Origin of the sequence: Longimicrobium sp. (assembly GCF_036387355.1) — a bacterium.
In the GTDB taxonomy this organism is placed as follows: Bacteria; Gemmatimonadota; Gemmatimonadetes; order Longimicrobiales; family Longimicrobiaceae; genus Longimicrobium.
Genome location: NZ_DASVTX010000515.1, coordinates 1 through 2,797, shown reverse-complemented (window position 1 = coordinate 2,797; position 2,797 = coordinate 1). Strand labels below are relative to the sequence as shown.

3 protein-coding genes and 1 pseudogene are annotated in these 2,797 nt (G+C 72.8%); all 4 read right to left on the bottom strand.

Going from position 1 to position 2,797, the window contains the following annotated elements:
• Positions 1-649: pseudogene (locus VF665_RS22315) on the bottom strand (asparagine synthetase B); the annotation flags it as partial.
• 73 nt (positions 650-722) lie between these two features.
• Positions 723-917: a hypothetical protein gene (locus VF665_RS22310; RefSeq protein ID WP_331055684.1), complete on the bottom strand. Its 195-nt coding sequence runs from the start codon at positions 915-917 to the stop codon at positions 723-725.
• Positions 918-1,559: an oxidoreductase gene (locus VF665_RS22305; protein ID WP_331055685.1), complete on the bottom strand. Its 642-nt coding sequence runs from the start codon at positions 1,557-1,559 to the stop codon at positions 918-920. It lies immediately after the preceding gene.
• Positions 1,560-1,603: 44 nt separating this feature from the next.
• Entirely contained in the window at positions 1,604-2,506 is a 903-nt protein-coding gene (locus tag VF665_RS22300; protein ID WP_331055683.1) for a hypothetical protein, read from the bottom strand.
• Positions 2,507-2,797: the final 291 nt, after the last annotated feature.

Genomic DNA, 2,797 nt, shown 5'->3' with positions numbered 1-2,797 from the left:
CCACGCGGCCGTGCTCCGCGACCAGCGTGTGCCCCGCGTCCAGCTGGCGGATGGCGGCGTAGACGGTGGCGCTCTGGGACTGCGATTCGCCGTGGACCAGAAAGTCCGCGATCCACTCCTGGTCCAGCGCCGCGCCCGCCGCGGGGTGCAGGCGAACGCAGTCCAGCGTGTTGGAAAAGACGAAGGCGCCCGCGGTCGCGTTGTAGAAGAAGGCCTTGAAGCCGAACGGCGACCGCGCGCAGAACATGCGTTCGCGCTCCGCGTCCCAGACGGCGAAGGCGTAGTCGCCCCGCAGCCGCTCCGGCGCGGCGTCACCCCACACGCGGACCGCGTGCAGGATCAGCTCCGCGGCCGGCCGGTCCGCGGACGTGCGGATGCCGCCCGCGCCCAGCGCGCGCACCAGCTCGGCGCGCGCGTCGATGCGCGCGTCCGCGACAATCCAGGTCTGTCCATCCAACGAGAACGGCTGGCGGTCGTTCGCCTCGCCCGCGTCGCCGGTGCGCAGGCGTGCGTGGGCCAGCCCCGCGCGCCCGGCCACGCGGACCGCGGTGCCGTCCGGGGCGCAAAAGGAGAGCCCGCCCGCCATCCGCTCCAGCAGCGCCCCGTCCACGGCGCCGCCGGGAACGACGAATCCCGCGAATCCGCTCACGAGGATCCCGGGATGGTCACAATCATCCGCATTCCGCCACAGCCGTGCGTGAGGGAGATGGACAGCGTGCCGCCTACCGAACCGGCGGCGGCGCGATCCACACGCGCGTGAGCAGGCCGAAGATGAGCAGGGCCAGCAGCAGGCTGAAGACGATCATCACCATCCACATGCACCCCGTAAACCCGCATCCTCCCGGCGGCGTGCGGTCGATCACCGGCATCGCGGCCCCGCCCCCCTCCGTCCCGTCCCGATCCTCGCGTTCCGTCATCTATGCGCCGCCCAGTTCCTGGATCTCTTCTGATTCCACCACCCGCACGCCCCGCGGCTCCTCCGCCGCCAGGCGCACCATGGCCTTGGCGACCACGCGCGCGTCCACGCCGCGGTACCGGCGCAGCGGGCCCACCATCAACGGGTTGAGCACGGGGGCCACGCGCTGCGCCAGCGCCTCGCCGGGGCGGTGCTCCGTGCGCTCACCCAGCAGCAGCGACGGGCGCAGCAGCGTCACGCCGGGGATGGTGGTGGCGCGCACCTCGTCCTCGGCCTCGCCCTTGGTGCGGTTGTAGAACACGCGCGACCGGGCGTTCGCGCCGGCCGCGCTCACCAGAAGATAGCGCGCCGCGCCGCCCTGCGCCGCCAACTGGGCGCACTGCACCACGTAATCGTGGTCCACCCGGCGAAACGCCTCCTGCGACCCGGCCGCCGCGATGGTCGTTCCCAGGCAGCAGAACACGTCGTCCACGGCGAACCACTCGGCGTGCTCGGCCATGCGGTTCATGTCGACGACGTGCTGCACCAGCCGCGGGTGCTCGCGTTCCAGCCCGCGCCGCCCGATCACGGAAACGCGGGCGTAGCCGGGGCTGGCCAGCAGCAGGTCCAGCACGTGGCCGCCCACCAGCCCGGTGGCGCCCAGCAGCAGGGCGGCGCGCGGCCGCCCGGCGGAGTGGGTGAGGGCGCTCAGTTGCTCCCCGGGAGCACGATGTTCTTTCCGGCTTCCATCCCCGGCGTGACCTTGTTCTCCAGCGCGTCGCGGTACAGCTGGCGCCACTCGCGGAAGTGGCGGGCGGTGGTGGTGTCCTGCGGGTCCGCCAGCCCGGCCACGGCGCCCAGCAGCCCCGACGGGCCGCCCACGAAGGCCACGGCGCCCCACATGGGCTCCGTCACGTTGCCGCGCGCCCGCTTGAGCACTTCCATGTTGCGGCTCACCGCTCCGGCGGATTCCAGGCTGGCTTTGGCCTGCTGCTCCATCTGCGCGGCGTTGCTTTCCATCAGGTTGATCATCTCGTCCGTGTAGCCGGGCTGGCCGCGGTACTGCTGGGCCTGCTCGCGCAGGGTGCGCGCCTGCGAAACGAGGGATTCGTGCATGGGCTTGAGCGCCAGGTAGCCGGACACCTCCGTCATGCGGTCGCGCACCCACTCCATCTCGGCGGGGTTGTAGCCCAGGGTGCGGGCCGAGCGCACGTAGCTGCCGCCCACCAGGTCCGTGTATTCCACCACCATGCTCCCCGCCGCGGCCACGTTGCGCAGCCCGGCGATCAGCCCGCCCTTCTGGCCGCGCTCCTCCATCTCGGCCAGCCTCTGGTGCAGGCGCGGGGCTTCCTTGTGCACCAGGTCAAACTGCAGCAGCGCCGTACGCAGGTACTTGTCTACCTGCTGCGGCGTCAGCACGCTGTCGGCCGGGGCGGAAAAGCTCGCCTGCTCATCCTCGGTCACCGAGGCGGACTGGCTGGCATCCACCTTGGCGGGATCCACGTCGCCGGTGGCGGCGGCATCGTCGCCGCCAAAGCCGCAGGCGGAGGCGGAAAGCGCCAGGCCGAGGGCGGCGGCGCGCAGGGTGAGGGTGCGGAGGGGAGCGGTCATGCGTGGTCTCGCGGAAAATGGGTGGCGGGCCCGGCGGCCGGGCGTGGGGGGGGTGCCGCGGCGGAACATCCGGCGGCACGCAATGCTGCGCCTCCGCGGGCTCCGTGTCAAGCATCCCGTTCGTCCGCCAACGTACGGCGGCCCAACGGCTTGTGCATACGCGCCGTGGGGCCGCGGAGATTCAGCAGGCGGGCGCCGCGGGCATCCCGTCCGCTGCCGCGGCCGAGGGTCGGGGCGCGCCACGCCGGCCGGCCGTGCACCGGAGGCCTCCCGGCGGGAGCCTTCGATTGC